The organism is Mucilaginibacter sp. (assembly GCF_039925265.1).
Lineage (GTDB): Bacteria > Bacteroidota > Bacteroidia > Sphingobacteriales > Sphingobacteriaceae > Mucilaginibacter.
On sequence record NZ_JBDSZG010000046.1, the window covers coordinates 142,709 to 163,202 of the forward strand.

General features: G+C 42.8%; 27 protein-coding genes. 16 read left to right on the forward strand and 11 right to left on the reverse strand.

All coding sequences use genetic code 11. The features are described 5' to 3' along the window. Positions 1–10: 10 nt before the first annotated feature. Both ABIX36_RS21000 and ABIX36_RS21005 read left to right on the forward strand, forming a co-directional pair. Positions 11–397: a four helix bundle protein gene (locus ABIX36_RS21000; RefSeq protein ID WP_348084134.1), complete on the forward strand. Its 387-nt coding sequence runs from the start codon at positions 11–13 to the stop codon at positions 395–397. Positions 398–506: 109 nt separating this feature from the next. Continuing rightward, positions 507–1,634, forward strand: a complete 1,128-nt coding sequence (locus ABIX36_RS21005) for an NADH-quinone oxidoreductase subunit D (RefSeq protein WP_348084216.1) — start codon at positions 507–509, stop codon at positions 1,632–1,634. A 289-nt stretch (positions 1,635–1,923) separates the two neighbouring features. Here ABIX36_RS21005 and ABIX36_RS21010 read toward each other — a convergent pair whose 3' ends face one another. Together ABIX36_RS21010 and ABIX36_RS21015 are read right to left on the reverse strand one after the other, a co-directional pair. Further along, positions 1,924–3,030, reverse strand: coding sequence for a serine protease (locus ABIX36_RS21010; RefSeq protein ID WP_348084135.1), 1,107 nt, complete (start codon positions 3,028–3,030; stop codon positions 1,924–1,926). A gap of 15 nt (positions 3,031–3,045) precedes the next feature. Then, positions 3,046–3,615 carry a sigma-70 family RNA polymerase sigma factor gene (locus tag ABIX36_RS21015; RefSeq protein ID WP_348084136.1) on the reverse strand — a complete coding sequence of 190 codons (570 nt, stop codon included), beginning with the start codon at positions 3,613–3,615 and terminating at the stop codon, positions 3,046–3,048. Between the two features lie 222 nt (positions 3,616–3,837). Here ABIX36_RS21015 and ABIX36_RS21020 point away from each other — a divergent pair, with 222 nt between their 5' ends. The 6 genes from ABIX36_RS21020 (at position 3,838) to ABIX36_RS21045 (ending at position 5,907) form a co-directional block, all read left to right on the forward strand. Then, a complete protein-coding gene (locus ABIX36_RS21020; RefSeq protein ID WP_348084137.1) occupies positions 3,838–4,077 on the forward strand; it encodes a hypothetical protein in 240 nt (79 codons plus the stop codon). Positions 4,078–4,222: 145 nt separating this feature from the next. After that, the gene (locus ABIX36_RS21025; RefSeq protein ID WP_348084138.1) at positions 4,223–4,411 is read left to right on the forward strand and encodes a hypothetical protein; all 189 of its coding nucleotides are present in this window, start codon (positions 4,223–4,225) and stop codon (positions 4,409–4,411) included. Positions 4,412–4,541: 130 nt separating this feature from the next. Then, positions 4,542–4,745: a hypothetical protein gene (locus tag ABIX36_RS21030; RefSeq protein WP_348084139.1), complete on the forward strand. Its 204-nt coding sequence runs from the start codon at positions 4,542–4,544 to the stop codon at positions 4,743–4,745. 85 nt (positions 4,746–4,830) lie between these two features. Further along, the gene (locus tag ABIX36_RS21035) at positions 4,831–5,031 is read left to right on the forward strand and encodes a hypothetical protein (RefSeq protein ID WP_348084140.1); all 201 of its coding nucleotides are present in this window, start codon (positions 4,831–4,833) and stop codon (positions 5,029–5,031) included. 143 nt (positions 5,032–5,174) lie between these two features. Then, a complete protein-coding gene (locus ABIX36_RS21040) occupies positions 5,175–5,360 on the forward strand; it encodes a hypothetical protein (RefSeq protein ID WP_348084141.1) in 186 nt (61 codons plus the stop codon). Between the two features lie 115 nt (positions 5,361–5,475). Continuing rightward, complete coding sequence (locus ABIX36_RS21045; protein WP_348084142.1) at positions 5,476–5,907, forward strand: hypothetical protein; 432 nt, start codon at positions 5,476–5,478, stop codon at positions 5,905–5,907. Positions 5,908–5,980: 73 nt separating this feature from the next. On the opposite strand, the gene ABIX36_RS21050 is transcribed toward ABIX36_RS21045, so the two are convergent. Together ABIX36_RS21050 and ABIX36_RS21055 are read right to left on the reverse strand one after the other, a co-directional pair. Further along, on the reverse strand, positions 5,981–6,439 hold the full coding sequence (locus tag ABIX36_RS21050; RefSeq protein WP_348084143.1) for a PA2169 family four-helix-bundle protein: 459 nt from the start codon (positions 6,437–6,439) through the stop codon (positions 5,981–5,983). Between the two features lie 90 nt (positions 6,440–6,529). Then, the gene (locus tag ABIX36_RS21055) at positions 6,530–6,697 is read right to left on the reverse strand and encodes a lipoprotein (protein WP_348084144.1); all 168 of its coding nucleotides are present in this window, start codon (positions 6,695–6,697) and stop codon (positions 6,530–6,532) included. Between the two features lie 450 nt (positions 6,698–7,147). On the opposite strand from ABIX36_RS21055, the gene ABIX36_RS21060 reads away from it, so the two are divergent. Then, the gene (locus ABIX36_RS21060) at positions 7,148–8,635 is read left to right on the forward strand and encodes an ATP-binding cassette domain-containing protein (protein WP_348084145.1); all 1,488 of its coding nucleotides are present in this window, start codon (positions 7,148–7,150) and stop codon (positions 8,633–8,635) included. 13 nt (positions 8,636–8,648) lie between these two features. On the opposite strand, the gene ABIX36_RS21065 is transcribed toward ABIX36_RS21060, so the two are convergent. Beyond that, on the reverse strand, positions 8,649–9,296 hold the full coding sequence (locus ABIX36_RS21065) for a hypothetical protein (RefSeq protein ID WP_348084146.1): 648 nt from the start codon (positions 9,294–9,296) through the stop codon (positions 8,649–8,651). 114 nt (positions 9,297–9,410) lie between these two features. On the opposite strand from ABIX36_RS21065, the gene mqnC reads away from it, so the two are divergent. From mqnC to ABIX36_RS21090, 5 genes are all read left to right on the forward strand, one after another. Further along, the gene (mqnC, locus tag ABIX36_RS21070) at positions 9,411–10,535 is read left to right on the forward strand and encodes a cyclic dehypoxanthinyl futalosine synthase (protein ID WP_348084147.1); all 1,125 of its coding nucleotides are present in this window, start codon (positions 9,411–9,413) and stop codon (positions 10,533–10,535) included. A 169-nt stretch (positions 10,536–10,704) separates the two neighbouring features. Next, positions 10,705–10,944, forward strand: coding sequence for a hypothetical protein (locus tag ABIX36_RS21075; protein WP_348084148.1), 240 nt, complete (start codon positions 10,705–10,707; stop codon positions 10,942–10,944). Positions 10,945–11,022: 78 nt separating this feature from the next. After that, a complete protein-coding gene (scpB, locus tag ABIX36_RS21080) occupies positions 11,023–11,583 on the forward strand; it encodes an SMC-Scp complex subunit ScpB (protein ID WP_348084149.1) in 561 nt (186 codons plus the stop codon). Between the two features lie 135 nt (positions 11,584–11,718). Beyond that, a complete protein-coding gene (locus ABIX36_RS21085; RefSeq protein ID WP_348084150.1) occupies positions 11,719–11,907 on the forward strand; it encodes a hypothetical protein in 189 nt (62 codons plus the stop codon). A gap of 79 nt (positions 11,908–11,986) precedes the next feature. Next, entirely contained in the window at positions 11,987–13,117 is a 1,131-nt protein-coding gene (locus tag ABIX36_RS21090) for a GNAT family N-acetyltransferase (RefSeq protein WP_348084151.1), read from the forward strand. A gap of 16 nt (positions 13,118–13,133) precedes the next feature. On the opposite strand, the gene ABIX36_RS21095 is transcribed toward ABIX36_RS21090, so the two are convergent. Both ABIX36_RS21095 and ABIX36_RS21100 read right to left on the reverse strand, forming a co-directional pair. Then, positions 13,134–13,475: a helix-turn-helix transcriptional regulator gene (locus tag ABIX36_RS21095; protein WP_348084152.1), complete on the reverse strand. Its 342-nt coding sequence runs from the start codon at positions 13,473–13,475 to the stop codon at positions 13,134–13,136. A 383-nt stretch (positions 13,476–13,858) separates the two neighbouring features. Beyond that, on the reverse strand, positions 13,859–14,713 hold the full coding sequence (locus tag ABIX36_RS21100) for a universal stress protein (protein WP_348084153.1): 855 nt from the start codon (positions 14,711–14,713) through the stop codon (positions 13,859–13,861). Between the two features lie 182 nt (positions 14,714–14,895). On the opposite strand from ABIX36_RS21100, the gene ABIX36_RS21105 reads away from it, so the two are divergent. Beyond that, complete coding sequence (locus ABIX36_RS21105; protein WP_348084154.1) at positions 14,896–15,300, forward strand: Rrf2 family transcriptional regulator; 405 nt, start codon at positions 14,896–14,898, stop codon at positions 15,298–15,300. A 53-nt stretch (positions 15,301–15,353) separates the two neighbouring features. Then, on the forward strand, positions 15,354–15,992 hold the full coding sequence (locus ABIX36_RS21110) for an NAD(P)H-binding protein (protein ID WP_348084155.1): 639 nt from the start codon (positions 15,354–15,356) through the stop codon (positions 15,990–15,992). Between the two features lie 56 nt (positions 15,993–16,048). On the opposite strand, the gene ABIX36_RS21115 is transcribed toward ABIX36_RS21110, so the two are convergent. From ABIX36_RS21115 to ABIX36_RS21130, 4 genes are all read right to left on the reverse strand, one after another. Continuing rightward, positions 16,049–17,323: a hypothetical protein gene (locus tag ABIX36_RS21115; protein ID WP_348084156.1), complete on the reverse strand. Its 1,275-nt coding sequence runs from the start codon at positions 17,321–17,323 to the stop codon at positions 16,049–16,051. Between the two features lie 154 nt (positions 17,324–17,477). Next, complete coding sequence (gene prmA, locus ABIX36_RS21120) at positions 17,478–18,314, reverse strand: 50S ribosomal protein L11 methyltransferase (protein WP_348084157.1); 837 nt, start codon at positions 18,312–18,314, stop codon at positions 17,478–17,480. Positions 18,315–18,396: 82 nt separating this feature from the next. After that, positions 18,397–19,161, reverse strand: coding sequence for a triose-phosphate isomerase (tpiA, locus tag ABIX36_RS21125; protein ID WP_348084158.1), 765 nt, complete (start codon positions 19,159–19,161; stop codon positions 18,397–18,399). 138 nt (positions 19,162–19,299) lie between these two features. Continuing rightward, positions 19,300–20,484: a putative sugar nucleotidyl transferase gene (locus ABIX36_RS21130; protein ID WP_348084159.1), complete on the reverse strand. Its 1,185-nt coding sequence runs from the start codon at positions 20,482–20,484 to the stop codon at positions 19,300–19,302. Between the last annotated feature and the right edge of the window lie 10 nt (positions 20,485–20,494).

Consider the following 20,494-nt stretch of genomic DNA (forward strand, 5'->3'; position numbering starts at 1 on the left):
TGATTTTGAGATGGATAAAGTCGAATTAAAAAAGAGGACAAAAAAATTCACTGTAGACATTATTAAGTTTGTTGAAAGTTTACCGAATGGTAAAGCAATGAATGTTTGTGTTAATCAATTAATACGTTGCTCCTCGTCTATCGGTGCTAATTACCGGGCTGCTTGCCGTGGTAAATCAATTCCGGATTTCATTAATAAAATCGTAATTGTAGAGGAAGAGGCCGACGAATCGATGTATTGGTTGGAAGTTATGCACGAGGCTGATTTAGTGAAGTTTGAACAAGTAAAATACTTTTTAAATGAAGCAAATGAATTGACGGCAATTTTCACCGCAATCGGGAAAACGGCCAAAGAAAATCAAAGAATTTCCAAAATCGACAAATCAAAAAATAAATAAATCCGAAATCGAACATCCGAAATCCGAAATAACATTGACTTCAAATCCCAAATATAGTACCGCCCTCGAAAGTTATCACAAAAAGATAACAGACGCTGCCGTTGAAGACATGGTGCTGAACATGGGGCCGCAGCACCCCTCTACGCATGGGGTTTTGCGGCTGGAGCTGATCACTGATGGCGAGATCGTTAAGGAGGTTATCCCTCATATCGGTTACCTGCACCGCTGTTTTGAAAAACACGCCGAATCGCTTACCTATCAGCAAACCATCCCTTTTACCGATAGGATGGATTACCTCGCATCTATGAACAACAGCCACGCCTGGGTAATGGGTGTGGAACGCATGCTGGGCATTGATAAGGATATCCCAAAACGTATAGAATACATCCGCGTGCTGGTTTGCGAGCTAAACCGCATCGCGTCGCACCTGATAGCCATTGGCACCTACGGCATCGATATCGGCGCCTTTACCCCCTTCCTTTGGTGTTTCCGCGACCGCGAACATATCATGGGCATGCTGGAATGGGCCTCCGGCTCGCGCATGCTGTATAATTATATATGGGTGGGCGGCTTGTTTTACGATCTGCCGGTGGGTTTTGAAGAACGCTGCCGCGAGTTCCTGGATTACTTTAAACCCAAAATGGTAGAGCTTAACCGCCTGCTTACCGATAACCAGATTTTTATTAGTCGCACCGCTAACGTCGGCGTGCTGCCCCTGGATGTGGCCATAAACTACGGTTGCAGCGGCCCGGTGTTGCGCGGCTCGGGATTGAAGTACGATTTGCGCCGCATCGATAATTACTCTGCTTACCCCGAACTGGAGTTCGAGGTGCCTGTTGGCACAGGCCAGATGGGTAAAACCGGCGATTGCTGGGACAGGTATAAAGTTAGGGTGGATGAGGTTGACGAATCGCTTAAAATAATTGAGCAGTGCCTTAACCGCCTGCAAAAAGAGCTGAAACGCACCCCGGATTTCGACCCGCGTGCCAAATTGCCCCGTAAGCTTACCCCGAAACCACAAGATTACTACATGCGCGCCGAAGGTACCAAAGGCGAACTGGGTTTTTATTTTATACATGACAGCGACCGCAAAGAGATCCCATTCCGCGTAAAATCCCGTGGACCGAGTTTTTGTAACCTCTCCGTATTGGAAGAATTGGGCAAAGGCGTGATGATTGCCGATCTGATTGCCACCATTGGATCTTTGGATTTTGTGCTGGGGGAAGTGGATAGGTAGCTGGTTAGAGGTTAGAGAGCAATGCAGATTAGTATGCTTTGTTTAAATTCTGAAAATTCTTTTCCTTAAATTCGAGTTCAGACAATGTTCTGGAAGTTCTGATTAAGATATGGGCGATGCCTTTGGCCCGGGCTCATACGCTCATACTGCACAGGCCTTAGCCACGAGGCCGGTATCCGCTCACATCCCTATCGCTGGTGGAGTGGCAATTCATCATCCCAAAACCGTATAACAAAAAAAAGGAGAAGCAATTTCTCGTCTCTCCTCTTCATATTGATTTTTTTGGATGTTACTGGTTATAAACTTTCACTATAAACACGTAGTTTTTCAGTTTTTTAAGCTGCTGTGTACGATTTAAACCCGCTAAAGTATTTTTAGTATTCAAAATTAATGGGGTGTTTTTTAAAGAGTCTGCAGGAATATCCTGGATAGTCTTTAAGAATAATGCAGATTTTTTAGCAAACGCAACGCCCTGTGTTTGGGTTTGCCTTCCGCTGATAATACCAATCACATTACCTTTGGAATCGAAAAGCGGGCCACCACTATTCCCTTGATTCACGGGAACGGATACCGTATATTCTGCCGTATCGCCTTGAAAACCTACGTCAGACGTTAACGCCCCGGGACCAAAAACTACAGCGTCTGTAGGGTATCCATATGTATAAACATCTTCGCCCAACTCGCTTTTTCCTTTTTTGAAACCGTAAGGAACGGTCCCAAGGTTTTTAAAAGCAGGGTCGTTTATTTGTAATACCGCTATATCGTGGCTGGCATCGGTAGCAATAACCTTGGTATGGAAAGATTCGCCATCAGCGTTTTGCACATACACTGAATCTGCGCCATTTACAACATGGAGATTGGTCAAAATATAACCGTTAGACGATAAGGCAAATCCTGTTCCGCGGTACTTTGCAGTAATAATTGGGCCTGTTTTTCCACCTCTTTTAATAAGGTCGTTTGTTTTAACCTCAAGTTTCTTAGTTGAGTTTTCAACCTGGTTAACTTTACTTACAAGTTGTTGATAATCGGCTTTCTTATTGCTTAAATAACCTGTAAAAAACAAAGTAAGCAAAGTAGCAAATATGGCTATAGAAGCCGCTACCGATATTTTGGAGTGATGTTGGCGCCATAAACGTACCACGATTGATGGGTGCGCCATCAGATCATGCGCGAGTGTATGCACATCTATCTCATCATGGATGGCGTTTAGCCTTAGCTCCATCGTATGCCTGTCGTTATACTGCTTTAGTAAGCCGGTGAAGTGTTTATGCTCCTCCAGTTTTGTTTCAACCGCTGCATCCTTGTTACGTAATGCATCAAATTCCGCACGTTCTTCAACGGTCATCTCGCCGTTTAGGTAACGTTCGATCATCTCTAATAGTTGATCATTTTTCATTCTTCGCCCCTCTTTCTATTGTTGCTGAAAAAACAATTTTTTTAGCCTTTGCAGGCATTTGTATTTCTGCGTCTTCGCGTTATCCGCGTTTGTATATCCAAACCGTTCGCAGATGTCCTGCATCGATTTATTGTGCATGTAAAAGTCTTCCATAATGGTTTTGCAGGGTTCGCCAAGCATTTTAAGCGCCTCGCCCATTTTGTTGAGCTGCAAGTCTCGCTCCTGGTGCTTTTCAACCTCATCCTCCACCGGCAGGTAATCTTCAAAATCCTTTATATCGCCACCGTACCGGTTCATTTGCTTTAAACGTTTAAGCCAAAGCCGCCTGCAGATGGAGTAGATATAAGTTTTAAGCTTGCTGCTCAGTTCAAAATCGCCCCGTTTAACCTTATTATAAAGAACTATGATCGCCTCCTGGTAAACATCCTTTGCATCGTCTTCGTTACCGTTATTATTGATAACCAATTGCAATATCATTGGAAAGTAAGCCAGGTAAAGCTTTTTAAGAACAACTTCGGAATTATTAAGTATACCCAGTATTACTTCACTATCCGCCGGTATCTCCACATTTAAATGATTATTCACTACTTAATACGCTTTATACTAAATTGTAACCCAATATTATCAACTATTTTTTTTGAACGGAAAATCGCCCGTTTCTATGCTGTAAAGGCGGCAAAAACCGCCGGAATTAACCTGCAATATCGGGTTAATATTTGAGAGCTTTAGCGGCCTGTGGCATAATAATTGAATTTGGATGGGTATTAAACTTGTATTTAAATACTTACAAACGTTAAAACATCCACTATGAAAAATTCCATTAAGTGCACATTCGCGGCTTTAGCTATCGCGATAGCAGCCACGGCATGTGGCGGTGACCATGGCGGCCAACATTCCGATTCGCTTAAGGCCGATACATCCGTAATGGCCGATTCTACCAAAGCGCCTGTTTCACCGGCACCGGGTTCAAACGGTTCGGCAATATCGGCTGATACAGGGCTGGACAGGTCGGGTTCGGGCGGTACCGATACCGTGAAGAAACCGTAAAATTTAATATCGAACACCGAAATCCCCCCTCATCATTCGATATTCAACATTCGGTGTTCGATATCATTCAACCCATTTGTCTCCTTTTTTTCGATAGGGTTACCTTTTTCATGTTCGGTATATTAATACCAAAGTCAAATCAATCATGAAAAATCTATTCAAACTTGCCCTGGTGGCTTTTGTAGCATCTGCCACCATCATCGCCTGCGATCCGCCAAAACCAAAAACCGAAGAAACCGAAAAGATCGACTCACTTAACGTGACCGATACCCTCAAAAAAGATTCGGTTACAGTGAAAGCCGATTCGTTAAAAATTGATTCTATAAAAAAATAATCAAAATCGAAAGGTTACCTTTTCAAGTTTTAAGTATTAACTACAAAGTCTATAAGTTTAATATTTAAAACTTGAAAGGTTAACTTTTAAAGTTGAGACATTAAGGTAAACATTTAACAAAACACTGATCATGAAAAATTCATTCAAATTAGCAATTGTAACTTTAGTAATAGCCGTTTCTGCTGCTGCCTGCGGTGGCGAAGCAAAAAAAGATGTAGTTGATAGCACAAGCATAGATTCTACAATCACAAAAACGACTACCGTAGTTGATTCGACCAAAAAAGACACTGTTTTGGTTGTTGATACCACTAAAAAAGACACAACTAAAAAATAATTTAAAATAACGGGTTACCTTTTTAGGTTTCCGGTATTAACCAGCGTAAGAATAAATATATTTATAACTCCCAAAACAAAAAAACATGAAAAATTCATTCAAACTTGCGGTTTTAGCTTTAGCTATCTCTGTTTCTGCTGTAGCTTGTAAAGGTAAAACTGCTTCTGAAGGTGCAGATACAACTGTAAAAGACACTACTGTTAAAGTTGATTCAACTGTTAAAGTTGATTCTACAGTAAAAGATACAACTGTTGTAGTTACTGAGAAAGACACTATTAAAAAATAATCTTAGCCTTTAAAGGTTTTAAGATTCATTAGTTTTTCAATAAAAAAGGTGATCCGTGTATTTTTTTAAAATACTTGGGTTACCTTTTTTTGTTTTGAGTATTAAGCTGTGAAAACTATTAAATCACTTAAAAAAACACAAACATGAAAAATGCATTCAAAATTGGCTTTTTAGCCTTAGCTATCGCGGTATCTGCTGTTGCTTGTAAAGGTAAAACTGACGCTGCTGCTGCAGATTCAGCTGCAATGGATTCAGCTAAAATGGATTCAGCAAAGATGGATACAGCTAAAATGGACACAGCTAAAATGGACACAGCTAAAAAAATGTAATTCATTTTTTTAAACAAAAAAGCCCTCCGGTTTATTCCGAAGGGCTTTTTTGTTGACATAAATTCATGTAAAACATTTATGCCGGTATTTGTTTATTGCTGAAAGCGTAGTTTATATGAGATACAGGGATTGGAATAAACTCAACGAAGAAGAAAAAATGAGTACACACCGGAAGCAACACCCGCGTATAAGAGTGGCTACCATTTTCACCATTCTGTTTGCTGTTGTATTTGGTGTAGCACTTTTGCGCATCTTTAAAAACAAACGGGTGTACGTAAACCGCAAACCAAATAAACTGGAAGCCTTTACGGTTGCTAAATCATTTGTAAAAAATAAGCTAACACGTGCCGCAACATTCAGCAATCATAACTTCGATGCAGAAATAGATACGGCCCAAAACGCATATCACATCTCATCCTACGTAAACGCGCAGGACAGCACGGGCCAATTTGTTAAAACGAACTGGCAAATAAACCTCAGCTATGCTGGAGGTGCCTGGGCCGATACCACCAGCTGGCGTTTAATAGATCTTAAATTTAATAGGTAGGCATGCGATAGCGGAAAATAAAAAAAAGAGCATTCTATAGGATGCTCTTTTTTGTGTCTTAACAGCCAATATTTTAATGCAGAACGCCGTCACGCAAGGCTTTTACGGTATCATGCGCGGCTTTTAAATTGCTTTGCTGCCGGGTAAGCAGTTCGCGAATGTAGGCAGGCAAGGCTTCTCCGTCGAGTGCGGTTTGATAGGTTTTCTTTATGGCATCTTCGCCAAATTCACATTCCTCTAAAATACTGTGCGTACTATGCCCGTTAAAGGCAGCCTTCAGATCCAGCCAGGTACGGTGCAGTTTGCCACTGGTTGATGTACCGGTTTCAATATCCTTACCAAGAGCGGCTATTTCGGTAGCAATTTCCATTTTAAACCGGTGGCTATCGCCAATAAAATTCACAAAGGTGTTTTTAAGATCAGCGCCGTCATCTTTTAACTCATTGATTGCGCGCTCAAAACCTGCTATCCGGTCGTTATTTATCAAAACCAGGTCGTTCAGGGTTTCTACAGTTGCTTTTGTATTTTCCATAACTTATCCTCTTTAATAAATAAAACCGCATAAAAAAAATATTGTTTCAATTAAGAAACAATATTTCATAGTTAATTTATAAAACTTTGTTTATTGTTTCCCCCTGAATGCAGAAATGATCCAGAGGATAATGCCGATGATAACGATAACGGCTATAACACCAACCGCCGCGCCGGCTTTAAATATGCCGCTTATGACCGAGCAGCTACTGAGGGCAAATAATGCCACTGCAAATAATAAAAAGTTAAGTTTTTTCATGGTAAACTATTGATAGATTTTTGTAAAAAATCTCATACAATAATCGCACCCGATTTTAAAAAGCGGAGATTAGCCTAGTTTTCCTCTATATTATTGGCTTCTGCAGGCAAAAAGCGTACAGCAATCAATACAATAAAAAAACTCATTAAAAACAGTGGTACCACCGTTTCGAGTATCAATAGTAAATTCATTTCAAGAAATTAGCAGGTGCAAGCACCGTTAATAATTATTTAGGTTGGTAGTCCCGGCTCAAATATGCTGTTTCTCAGATAGGTTCTACTAATTTAAAGATTGGTTATGAAAAAAAAAACAGTTTAATGAAAAAAAGATGAAATTTTATTAAAACATAATTAATAAGAAAATTAAAACAGTTTTTAATTAATGTCAAGCATACATTAATTAGAAAATATGGGCACCGTGCTTTAAAAGAATGTAAATTTAGCCCCTGATATGAATTTTCTGTTTTCGCTAAATAAAGTTATTGTAAAACTTGCCGGGAATACGGCCATAGATCAATTAAGCCTTACCGTAAACAAAGGGCAACACTGGGCGCTAACCGGTAAAAGCGGCCCGGGGAAGAGCGTACTGTTGCAGGTTATAGCGGGCAATATCAGCATCAGCGGTGGAAAGGTTGCTTATAACTTTACCAACCAGCATGGTGAGCCAGCTATTGATTTCCATCCCTACATTGCTTTCGCAGGTGCCAGGCACCATTTTAAAAACCTGTCAAACACCAGTAATTTTTATTACCAGCAGCGTTACAACTCCACCGATTCGGAAGACGCGCTTACCGCAGAGCAATATTTGCGCGTTATCAAACCCAATACCCAGTCCCCTGTTTACTGGTCGTTCGAAAAAACGATATCTGCACTAAACCTGCAACACCTGCGCGATAAGCAGGTGATCAAGCTATCCAACGGCGAAACAAAACGCCTGATGATAGCCGCCGCTTTACTAAAAAACCCTACGTTATTGCTATTAGATAACCCGCTTACCGGGCTTGACGTAGCCACCCGCCAGTATTTTAATACCTTGCTGAGCGAAATAGGCGCATCGGGGATCACCTTAATTGTCGCCACTTCCGCACATGAAGTGCCGGGTATCATCAGCAACGTAGCCGTATTAAATAACGGTACTATCAGCAAAAGCATGCCCAGGGCGGCGTTTGAGGCTGATGCGACGCAATTCCCGGAAAAGCCCAATGTGGATGCTGCCGCCTTAGCATCCCTCATTAATACCGATACGCAGCCGCACGATTACAAAAAAATTGTGGCTATGAATAATGTGGTGATCCGGTATGGTGAAAAGATTATCCTCAACCACATTAACTGGACCATAAACCCCGGTGAGCGCTGGGCGTTGCTGGGGCCAAACGGCGCGGGTAAATCTACCCTGCTCAGTTTAATAAACGGCGATAACCCGCAGGCGTACGCCAATGACATTGTACTGTTTGATAAAAAGCGCGGTACCGGCGAAAGTATTTGGGATATAAAAAGCAAAATAGGATTTGTATCGCCCGAGTTTTACCAGTATTTTCCTACCGATAACTCCTGCCTGCAGGTGATAGAATCGGGCTTTTATGATACGCTGGGGCTTTTCCGCCAAAGCAGTCCGGCCAAAGTTGCTATGGCCCTAAGCTGGATGAAAGCCCTGGAGATTGATAAATATGCCCGTGTACTATTAAAAAACATCCCCGCCAGCGCGCAGCGCCTATGCCTGCTGGCTCGTGCGCTTATCAAAAACCCCGCGCTGTTAATCTTCGACGAACCCTGCCAGGGACTGGACGATCATCAGCAGCTTCACTTTAAAATCGTGATAGATGCCATTTGCAGCATCAGTAAGGTTACACTGATATACGTTACTCACTATCAGCACGAGATACCGGATAGCGTGGACAGGGTTTTGAGGTTAGATAAGGGGGAAGTGGTGATGGCTTAGTAATGAGTGGCTATTAACAGGTACCCATATTCCTTCGCTTGCGTGCTCTAAAAGAAAAAAATATCATTAATAAAAATGGTATCGAAGTAGGCCAAAGTGATTTAACCGTAGTTATAAATTGTGCTGTTGATTGATAGGCCAAATCTTGCCGCATAAACACATAGGAATTGCCACAAATAAAAAGCGGAGTTGCCTTTATAACACTGCCTTCATCAGTTTTGTAGTACGGCATCACAAAATAAACTTTATCATGATAAGGCATAAAGTTTATTTTTCCTTTAAAACTATAACCCAAGTCCAATACATTAACGAGGTCGCTGTACTGTGCATTGTCGGTTAGACTAACTGTAACGCCACTACCGGCTTTGTTCTTTTTTATCAGTTCGGTGCAGTTTAAGGCAAGTTGTTGTAGCGCCTTGGCGTTGTCTTTTTTATCGCCTGCCAGGGTAATAACCTGAAAATCCTTATAGTCCGAAATTTTTAACTTAGGCTTGGTGTACTTGTTCCAGCTCTTAATGCTTGCATCATTCCACCAAACAACATCCATCCCCACACGCGCAGATACTTTCACCTTATAAAGGTAAATGCTCACCCCTATCACCGGCAAAAAAACCAGGCTAATCAGTCCGGGGAAGTAAAGTCGGAAAAATTTTGGTTCCATTGGTTATGGGTCTTAGGTTAACCAAATCTATATATAAATCAGGGCTTTGTCAACCCAATACCACCTTTCGCCATTTACCTTTCTGCTTTCCCATCCCACTGTGTATATTTGTACATGAATACAGCCGATCTGTTGCAGCGCGCTTTAGCTTTCGATTTTTTGAGCCAGGAGGAAGGGGTTTACCTCTACAATAACGCCTCCACTGCCGACCTTATGTACACCGCTAACGAGCTGCGCAAGATCCAGGTGCCCCACGGCAAAGTTACCTGGCAGATAGACCGTAACGTAAACACCACCAACGTTTGCATCGCCAACTGTAAGTTCTGTAACTTTTTCCGCCGCCCCGGGCACGATGATGCTTATATCACCGATATTGAGACCTATAAAAAGAAAATTGAAGAAACCTTCCGCTACGGCGGCGACCAGCTTTTGCTACAAGGCGGTCACCACCCAGATCTTGGGCTTCAATTTTATACCGACCTTTTCCGCGAGCTGAAACAGCTTTATCCAAAATTAAAGCTGCATTCTTTAGGTCCGCCGGAAATTGCCCACGTAGCCAAGCTGGAAGGCATGAGCCATTACGATGTGCTGAAAGCCATGAAGGAATCGGGGTTGGATTCCCTCCCAGGTGCCGGTGCCGAGATCCTGAACGACCGTGTACGCCGCCTCATCTCTAAGGGTAAATGCGGTGGCAAAGAGTGGCTGGATGTAATGCGTGCAGCTCATCAGCTCAACCTGCCAAGTTCCGCCACCATGATGTTCGGCCATATCGAAACCATCGAAGAGCGCTTTGAGCATTTGGTTTGGATCCGCGAAGTGCAGGCAGAAAAGCCAGAGGGCCATCACGGCTTTGTGGCCTTTATCCCCTGGCCGTTCCAGGATGATGGTACGTTGCTGAGAAAGGTACGCGGCATTACCAACAACGTAACCGGTGATGAATACATCCGCATGATTGCTTTAAGTCGCATTATGCTGCCCAATATTAAAAACATACAAGCCAGCTGGTTAACCGTAGGCAAGCAGGTTGCACAATTGTGCCTGCACGCCGGCGCAAACGATTTTGGCTCTATCATGATAGAAGAGAATGTGGTATCTGCAGCAGGCGCTCCGCATCGTTTTACCGCCAAAGGCATCCAGGATTCTATCAAAGAAGCCGGTTTCGAACCGCAGCTCCGCACTCAAAAATACGATTGGCGCGATGTGCCCGTAGAAATTGAGGAACAGGTGATAAATTATTAAGCGCCCAACTTCTTTTACAAGCCCATCATTGTGAGGCACGAAGCAATCTCCCGACATGCAAATGGCGATTGCAAGGTGGTTATGCAATGCTTAGAGATTGCTTCGTGCCTCGCAATGACGAGGTGGAAAACTCCCCCGAACAAAACCCACCCCCGCTTGTTAATCTACCATGGAACGCCACAATCTTAGCATTACCAAAGACGACGAAACTTTTCGTTTCGAGATAAGCGATTACCCGCATCACACGCACGATCATTGTAAATTTGATGTGTACCAGGATGGTGTACTGGTTGCCGGCTTTAACCCCGATGAACAGAACGTCCTCCACATTTGTAACGACAGTGGCACGGTTCCGGCCGAGGTTTTAAACCTGCTGGCCGACGAGATAGAAGCGCATCACTGGATGTAGACAATTTCTCGCTTAAAATTCCCTGTCTTTCATCTTTCCGTCGTTCATCTTTCAGCCTAACTTATATATTTGCAGCGCATGGAAGATATCGGGCAATACATCGAGGCACTCATTTTCGCGTCTGAACAAGGCATCCGTATGGAAGAAATTTTGTACTGCCTGCAGGCCGCATTCGAGCACGATTTTACCGCCGATGAGGTAAACCAGCATATAGATACCATCCGCGCCAAGTACGGCGAAAGCCATTATGCCATCGAAGTGGTAAAGATCAATAACGGTTACCAATTCCTCACCAAAAAGAAATTCCACCCGGTTATCAGTCTGCTACAGATGCAGCGCTCTAAAAAGAAACTGAGCCAGGCAGCGCTGGAAACTCTTGCCATCATCGCCTATAAACAGCCGGTAACAAAGCTGGATGTGGAGCAGATCCGCGGCGTAAACTGCGATTATTCGATCCAAAAACTGCTGGAAAAAGAGTTAATTGCCATTACTGGAAAGGCCGAAAGCGTTGGCAAGCCCATCCTTTATGGCACCAGCACCCTCTTCATGGACTATTTTGGTATAAACAGCATTACCGAACTGCCACAGCTAAAGGAATTTACAGAAAGCACCAGCACTATTGGCAAGCCTCCAGAATAAATTCAAAAGATGTTTTTATTGAAAATGATTTTAATTATTTTTACTCTTAATAAGTTGATTATTCAACAACAACCTTTACATTTAAAAACAATTAGGTTAACCGATAAAAATTTTAACAAATAAACATTTATTAAAATGGCAACTCCAAAAAAACCTGCTACCAAAAAAATAGCTGACGACGAGGATGACGACTTGGATGATGACGTAACGCCAGGCAAAAAAGTAGCAGACGACGATGATGATTTTGATGACGATGTCCCACTGGACGATGACCTGGGAAGATTCGACTCTTTTGACCCCTATGATGACGAAGACGACGACTAATACCGCCGCATAACCATATTTTGCAAAGCATTCAGTAGCCCGCTGGATGCTTTTTTTATAAAGGGCATTTTACTACCTGATGAAGATAACCGAAGTAAAAAGTAAAGCTGATAAAAAAGCGTTCCTGGAGGTCGCGCGGATTATTTACAAAAACGACGATAACTGGGTTTGCCCGCTCGATAACGATATCGAAGCCGTTTTTGATCCAGTCCGCAACAACTTCCATACCCATGGCAAGGTCATCCGCTGGATCGTGGCTGATTATAATGGCCGGCTTATAGGCCGCGTGGCCGCTTTCATCAACGAAAACAAAGCTTACCATTATGAGCAGCCAACCGGTGGCATGGGGTTTTTTGAATGTATAGACAGCCAGGAAGCTGCCTTTTTACTTTTTGATACCGCAAAAACCTGGTTGCAGGCAAACGGCATGCAGGCTATGGACGGCCCCATCAACTTTGGCGAGAATGATAATTTTTGGGGACTGTTGGTAGAGGGCTTTACCCCACCATCCTACGGTATGAACTACCACCTGCCTTACTACCAAGGTTTTTTTGAAGATTACGGTTTTAAAACGCAATACGAGCAGATAACCAACCATTTGGATGTACACAAGCCCTTTTCAGAGCGGTTCACCAAAATAGCCAACTGGGTTATCAAAAAGCCGGGCTACAGTTTCGAGCATTTTAAAGCGAAGGAAATTGAGAAATACGCGGCCGATTTTTTAGACATATACAACGACGGCTGGCAGGATTTTGAGAATTTTGTACCGATAAACCACACCACTATCCTGGAGAGTTTTGAAAAGATGAAGGCTATTATGGATGAGCGACTAATATGGTTCGCCTACATCAACAACGAGCCCGCGTCTTTTATTGTGATACTGCCGGATGCCAACCAGCTGATAAAGCCGCTAAACGGCAAATTGAACCTGATAGGTAAGCTGATGTTTGTTTATCGCCGTTGGAAGGGGGTATCGCGTATGCGGGCTATTGTTATGGGTACCAAGCAAAAATTCCAACACCACGGGCTCGAATCGGCCATTTTTATCAAACTAAAAGAATACGTTTTACCCCTTAAACAGTATGATGAGCTGGAATTATCGTGGGTGGGTGATTTTAATGAGAAAATGATAGCCATGCACGCAGCGGTAGGCGCTACATTTGGCAAAAGGCATTTAACGATGCGATGTATTTTTGAGCCCGGAAAATAACTCCCGGGCCAAAAACTTATGCAGTAACTTTTTTGTGCCTTAATTCTTCAAAAAGTTCAATAACTTTCTTCTGGAGGTCGATAACTTCGGTTTCGCGGTCCATTAGTTTTTTATTAACGTTCTCTAACTCACTGGCGATCTTTTGATCGTGCTCAGTTTCGTTATAAGTAAGCAACTGCACAACCGACATCTCAAACAAAGCAGAGATCTGCTCCAAACGAGAAAGGTTAATGTCAGTAATTCCGGTTTCGATCTTCGAAAAGGCGGGGATAGAGATATCTAATCGCTTAGCTACTTCTTCCTGGCTCCAGCCTTTTTGGTGGCGTAACAAGCGGATTTTTTTTCCAAGTGTCTTCATATGTGGTTAATTAGGATAAGGGTTTCTCAATAGTTAATAAAGTTACAATTAATTTGAATAATAAACTAATTACTAATATTATTTATAATAATTAATTTTTTAATCATCAAATTAATTTTCCTTCAATCGGGGGTTCAAAAAAAATACTTTTTTGTTTGCCGGGGCAAATTTCAAAGTAGCGGCATAAGATAGTTTCTTTATCCTTAGTGTTTTATGGTGAAACAACACCATCGCCCATTTTGCCGCCAAAACATTCTTTAAACAGCTAAATGTATACAATTCTATGCAGTCAATCAAGGGATGTTAATAAAATATTGTTAAAAGCAAATTCATTTTATAGCGCATTAAGGCGCTATAATTTTTTAAGAACAAATAACATCGCGTTACTTTAACAACAGCACAGGAACCGGCGAACTTGCAGCCAGTTGCTGCGATATACTGTTATGCAATATCGACTGGAGGAAACTATAGGTATGCGGTAAGGCTATCACCATCTGTGCGCCTTTTTCAACCGCGAAATCAAGCACGCCCTTAATAATTTCAGGGTCGTTTATGTAATAATATTCAGGTTTAAGGTCTTTAAGCATTTGGTGCAGGGCAGTTTCTTCAGCCAGTGTTTCGGCATCGGCAACACCTTGCTTTCCTTTGGCTACTGCGTGCACCACTAAAAGCTTAATATTCCTCTTATCCAATAACTTATGCAACGCCTCGGCAGGAACGCTATCTTTCACTTTTTTAAAGTCGCAGGCTACAAGGGCCGTATTAATCCGCTGGTATTTATAAGCCGGCGGCACTACCATTACCGGCACCGGGCAGGTTTTTGATATGGCTATTACATGGCTGCCAATCCCTATATTTTTTTCACGCACGGTGCTGTTGCCAATACTACCCAAAATAACCAGGCCCACATTGTTTTGCGCAACGGCATCAACAACAGCACGCAGCAAATGCGAGCGATGCAAGCGGGTTTGAATAATTACCCCCTCTTTTACCCTGCTTTGCAGTGTATATTTTAAAGTCTCCAGTTGGCCTATACGGATGCCGGCTTCCTCTTCTACTTCGCTCTCGCGCAACATCATCATATCCGCATTGGGCAAAAGCGATTCATAGGGAGAAACGTAGTAAGCGTTGATGAGTATAATGCGCTCAACATCGGTTTGGTGGCTTAGCTGGGCGGCATAGTGGGCGGCGTTAAAGGCGGCTTCGGAGAAGTCGATAGGTACAAGATAAGTTTTCATATCGATACATTTAATACTTTCTGACTATTTTGGTCTAAAAGTTAATACAATACAAATTTAACAAACCCAGTGTGCGGCATTGTCAACCGGGGTTCATTTTTCTAATGGGTACTTTAAAGGTATTGATTTATTAGAAAACATCCCTACATTTGTACTGTAATAAAAATTATTACATATAAGACATGAACGGACGGTTCCCTATAGCACTACATATTATGACACTGCTTTGCAGTGCGGAGCGTATGCTATCGTCGGAATATATGGCGGGCAGCATCAATGTAAATTCGGTTTTGGTGCGTAAGGAACTCAGCAATCTTATTAAAAACAAGCTGGTAAGCAGTCAGGAAGGAAAGAACGGTGGTTATACCCTCGCCCGGCCTGCCGCGCAGATCACCCTTGCAGAAATTTACGAAACCGTAAAACCTGAAGCTGTTTTGGGCCAGGCAAAAAATCAGCCGAACCCGGCCTGCCCTATCGGCAAGCAGATCAATCAGCATATAACAGACCTATATGTTGATGTAGATAAGGCGTTGATGCAAAGGCTGGGGAATACAACTTTACTGGCATTTGTAGCCAAATTCAATTAAAAAAATTTAAAACAAACTGTAACATATTTAATTACAATTAAACAAACACAATTATGAAAGTAGCAATAATAGGCGCGACAGGCTTTGTAGGCAGCGCGGTAGTAGCAGAAGGCGTTTCGCGCGGGTATGAGATAACCGCCATCGTTCGTGATACGGCAAAAGTGCAAAAGGCAGCGGGCGTAACCGCCGTATCCGCAGATGTATACGATGCAGATGCGTTGGCAGCGGCCTTATCCGGTCACGATGCCGTTATAAACGCCTTTAATGCCGGGTGGAAAAACCCAAACTTGTACGATGATTTTACAAAAGGCTGCAACAGCATACAGGCAGCTACAAAAAAAGCAGGTGTAAAACGCTACCTGACTATTGGTGGCGCCGGTAGTTTATATATTGGCGAACATCAACTGGTAGATTCTCCGCAGTTCCCGAAAGAGTATTACGCCGGTGCCTCTGCCGCCCGAGATTATCTTGCTGCCCTGCGCAAAGAAGAAGATTTGGATTGGACCTTCTTGAGCCCCGCCATTAACCTGCACCCCGGCGAACGTACCGGCACCTTCCGTTTAGGTACCGAAAACCCGGTGTTTGATGAACATGGCAAAAATGATATTTCGGTAGCCGATTTGGCCGTTGCGATATTTGATGAGTTGGAAAATAACCAGTTTGTAAAATCAAGATTTACAGTAGGATACTAACTTGAATATAAAGTTTGAATAGGGTGGGCGAATTTAGGGCCCATCCTATTTACGCTTTATTTAGATACCCGGCCAAAAAAATAATTAAAGCCTACCTGGTATGATGATAATTTAGTAGCCATATCAGCCAACCTGGTTGCGTCAACGCTGTTATAGTAAGCGCCATAAATTTCCAATCGTTTATTTAAAACAATTCCCGTTTTAAATTGAAAGCTTGCGTAATCCTTTGCAATTAAATTATCCGGCGTTGTAACTGTAGTAATGGGGCTTCCACCTCTTATTTTACTAACCTCGTTTTTGCTTAACGACAAAATATTTAGCGAGTACCCCAAATCAGCAAATACCTTTAAGGCCGCAGTGTTATAAAAATTATAAACCAATTGCGGCGTTAGAGAGATTACATTTTCTCTTAATTTCAAATTATAAGTTATCGGGTCAGCTTCGTTATAAAGCGGATCGGGCTTGCCAACAATGTCGTAGTTGCTTTGGGTGTAGCCAAGTTCTAATCGTAAAATAAGGTTACCAATATCTGGTTTAACCATCAAATCAACGCCCGCAGTAATTTTCGGGAATACAGAAGTAGACGGTGATGCATCATAATAAAGAGATTTAACAGGGTACTTTAAGGTACTGGATTTTAGCGCTGCCCCAGCAAATAACCTAAAAATAGGATTGCCCGAGGTATAAGACACCTTTGATGCATTGTCGCCATTCACTTTATTCGTAATCTCCCCCAATTCGTCACCCCGGTAGGCTGCCCTTTGAGCCAGTTGCATCAATTTAACGTCACTTGGCTTATATATGATAGCCAACTTACTCAACTGATTCCGATAGGTGTTGCGCTCTATAAAGTTGTTAAGGTCTTCTGGGTTTTGATATATCCCATAAACCAACTCCGCTGGTACATCCTGAGAACCCTCCTTTACATAAAATCGCTTTTTAATGCCGTCTGCATACGAATAAAGTGTAACGTTTTTACCAGTATTAAGTATTTTCAAAAACACCGTTCCATTTGATGATGCAGTATCCTTTAACGAAGGCGGCGATGCAATATCCATACGATTTATACTGATGCCAACTGTATATAATTCATAGGCAGCCCTATCCGCAATCTCAAAATATTTTATGTCATGAGCAGTCAACAGCTTAGCTTTTTCGCGTAATGCAGATTTAAAGTGTATGCTTGTGGGGTTCTTCCCCCATTCTTTATAGTCGATATAGCCTTTGAGCGTATCACCTTTTAAGTTTATAGCGTAGCCGACTTTATAGTTTGATTGAGCAAGAGATAACAGCGGAAATAAAAACAAAGCGGCGAAATAGAATATCTTCATAATAAGTTAGGTTGAACTTTAAAAATATGGTTTTTCCGATGCAAAAGCAATAAGTTTCCACAACTTGATAACTCAATTTAAGTAGAAAAATGTAAAGCAGTTGCCAGCGTTTGGTAGCTCCGTTAGAACGACAGCTCTAAGCATCGGTATAAATCTAAACTATAAATTTCGCCGCCACCCACTCTTTGTCCTTTTTGTGGATGATGTACTTTAGGCCATACTTACCGGCTTCGTTAATGATGATATCCAGGTCGGGCGATTCATAAAACCCGCTGAAATAGATCTCGCCGCCAGGTTTTAAAGCTTTGGAGTAGCTCTCCATCTGGTCGAGCAGGATATTGCGGTTGATATTGGCGAGGATAGTATCGTACTGCTCGTTTGGGATGGCTTCTTTGGAACCACATAAGGCTTTGATATGCTGAACATTATTCAGCGTCGAGTTTTCGATAGTGCTCTCGTAACAAACGATATCATTATCGATAGCGGTTAGTTCCGCAGCGCCTAATTTGGCAGCGAGGATGGCTAAAATACCTGTTCCGCAGCCCATATCCAGCACGTTTTTGCCCGCAAAATCGTTTTCAAGCATCAAAGCCATCATCATAGCGGTGGTTTGATGGTGACCTGTACCAAAGGCCATCTTAGGGTCGATAACGATCTCATAGGGAAATTCCGGCTTAGGGGCATGGAAAGTAGCCCTTACAAACACCTGGCCGCTTACCTCTATCGGTTCAAAGTTACTTTCCCAAACCTCGTTCCAGTTCTTCTGCGGAATAAGGGTGATCTCATAGCTGAAGATAAACATCTCCCGGTAATCAGCGAGTGTTTCATCAAGCGTTTCCTGGTTAAAATGATCTACCTGGATGTAGGCCTTAAAGCCGGTTTCCACCTCTTCAAAAGTATCAAAACCTATCTCCCCCAAAGCCGCGATAAGCAGGTCCTGCTGGTAATCTTCGGTAGTAATCGTAGTGAAAAAGAGTTCGTAGTAGTTCATGGGGGAGATTGGAGTATTGAGATGTGAGATATGAGACCGAAACTCTTTGTCTCAATACTCATATCTAACATCTCATATCTAATTAATTAAACGCTTTAACAATATCGGTAAAATCGCGCGATTTAAGGGAAGCGCCACCTATCAGGCCGCCATCGATATCTGCGCAGGCAAATAGTTCGGCCGCGTTTTTAGGATTACAGCTGCCGCCATAAAGAATGGTGGTTGCATCAGCAACTTCCTGGCTATATTTAGCAGCAATTTCCGCACGGATAAACGCATGGATCTCCTGTGCCTGGTCTGATGTTGCAGTTACACCTGTACCAATAGCCCAAACAGGTTCGTAAGCTAAAACCAACGTACCAAACGCATCTGCGTCTAAATGGAAAACGCCTTCAGCTAACTGGCTTTTAATAATATCAAAATGTTTTTCAGCTTCGCGTTCCTGCAAAGTTTCGCCGATACAGAAGATTGGTTTTAAACCGTTTTTAAGCGCTGTATCTGTTTTTTTGGCAAGCAGTTCGTTGCTTTCGCCAAAGTACTGGCGGCGCTCCGAGTGGCCTAAAATAACGTATTCGGCACCTGTTGATTTTACTTGTTTAGCAGATATTTCGCCGGTGTAAGCGCCAGATTCGGCCTGGTGTGCATTTTGTGCGCCAATGGCAACATTGCTATAGCCTTTTGCTAATGCCGCAAGGCTGTGCAGGTGAATAAACGGGCTGCACACAACCACTTGCTGATTGCCTGTTGCTTCGTCTTTAACCATGTTCACCACTTCAGAAAACAAGGCTAAGCCCTCGCTGTAATCAAGGTTCATTTTCCAGTTTCCGGCTACAATTTTCTTTCTCATTTTTTTGTTGTAAAAGTTATAAGGGTTATTAAAAGTTATAAAGGTTATCAAAAGTTGTAAAGGGAACAAAAGTCGCAGAGGTTAATGAAGACGATAAGAATTTTCATTTCTAACTTTTCCAACCTCTCTTAACCCCTACTAACCTTTCTCAGCCTCTCTCGTTAATTCAAACACAGTTTTTAATATATTATGCTCTGCTTCGTCAAAGGTACGGTGCTCACGGCGGGCAAATACGCGCGCCGTGGTTTCCATTGCCTTATCGTAGGCATACTCTTCAAATCCGGTGCTGCCTCCCCAGGCAAAATCGGGGATATGCGTGCTTGGGTAGCCGCCACCAAAAACATTGGCGTTTACCCCCACCACCGTACCGGTATTAAACATGGTATTGATGCCGCTTTTAGCATGATCTGCCATAATAAGGCCACAAAATTGCAAACCAGTATCCCGATAGCTTTGCGTACTGTAATCCCACAGTTTTACTGTCGAATAATTGTTCTTTAAATTAGAGTTATTGGTATCGGCACCTAAATTACACCACTCGCCTACTACGGCGTTGCCTAAATAACCTTCGTGGCCTTTGTTAGAATAACCCCAAACCACGGCATTGTTCACCTCACCGCCAATGCGGCAATAAGGGCCAATAGTAGTAGCGCCGTACACCTTCGTGCCCATTTTCAGCTGTGAATACTCGCCTAAAGCAAAAGGGCCGCGAATGTTGGTACCTTCCCAAACCTCGGTGTTGTTAGCCAAATAAATAGGACCGTTTAGGGTGCTGAACGTACAGCATTCGGCCTGCGCGCCTTCTTCGGCAAAAAATGCATCCCCTATGATGATATTACTGCTGCTGATGGTGGCACTTGTGCGACCGTTGGTCAGCAGGGCAAAATCCTTGCGGAGCTCGGCATCATTGTTTCTAAAAATATGTTCGGGGTATTGGATACGGGTGAGTTTGCTATCGTATTTAAGCGCGCCTGCTAGGTAAAGATCAGGCGAGAAACTTTTGGCTTCGGCCATATTAAGCCGCACGGCTATCATTACATCATCTAAGGCGATGGCCTCACCTGTTTGCAATTCGCTAATGATAGCAACCAGATTTTCATCCGGGCAAACAGAGCCGTTGATGAAAAAATTATCACTCTCCACAACCATCGGAAACTTTGCCTGTAGGTACTCTTCGGTGTAAAACGAGAAATCCCGGGCCAGGTGTTTGCCCCATTTTTCGGCAATGGTAAGGATACCTATGCGCAGATCGGCAACCGGGCGGGTGAACGTTAAAGGCAGAAGGGTATTACGGGCGTTATCGTCGAAGAGAATGATTGCCATGGGGCCAAAA